1 pseudogene is annotated in these 766 nt (G+C 60.6%); it reads right to left on the bottom strand.

Annotated elements, in window-relative coordinates:
* Window positions 1-766 (bottom strand): annotated as a pseudogene (locus FEK50_RS24570) (RHS repeat protein); the annotation flags it as partial.

Here is a 766-nt window from a genome sequence, read left to right on the forward strand (position 1 = left end):
AAGAAGATTGCCGCGTTCATCGTACTCACAGCGCCAGCTGTTCCCCCCTGCATCCACTTCCGTTTCCGGTTCGTGCCACACCGGGTGCCACTGTGTCTGTGTCACCCGCCCGAGCGGGTCGTGCGTCTCCGTGATATGCCCCAGTCGGTCATACACATAGCGCCATTTGCCGCCCTGAGCGTCGGTCATCCCCAGCAACAGTCGTTCTTCGTCGCTCCAGCGGAACGTCATCACCTGCCCGGCTTCGTCCTGGTACGCCGTCACCTGATTCTGTGCATCCCACTGATGAAAGCGGGTCCGGCCCATCCCGTCTGTCACGCATACCACACGTTCAGCCATCCGCCAGTCCAGACGGTATCGTGCACCACTGTCGGTATGGTGGCCCGTCACGCGCCAGCCTGCATCATCCGGCCCTTCATACCAGCCCCACTGGTAATAATATCCTTCGCCGCCGGGCTGGCGGTGCAGCGTCATGCAGTGGTTTTCGTCGTAAGCAAACTCACGCAGCAGGTGCCCCGTGCTGTCGTACACGCCGTTCAGGTGGCCGGCCTCGTCATAGCTGTAACGACGCAGCAGTAAAGGAGCAGCCTCAGGGAAATGCTGATAAATCTGTGTCACCCGCCGGGGATGCGCCGCCAGTTCGTAATACAGACGGATGCACGGACGCTGCTGTTCGCCGCTGATTTCAGTGATGCGTCCCCGGTCGTCGTAGTACAGATTCAGACAGTTGCTGTTACGGTCGCCCAGCATTTTCAGCCGCTGGCGC

It is taken from the genome of Escherichia sp. E2586, from assembly GCF_005781105.1.
Lineage (GTDB): Bacteria > Pseudomonadota > Gammaproteobacteria > Enterobacterales > Enterobacteriaceae > Escherichia.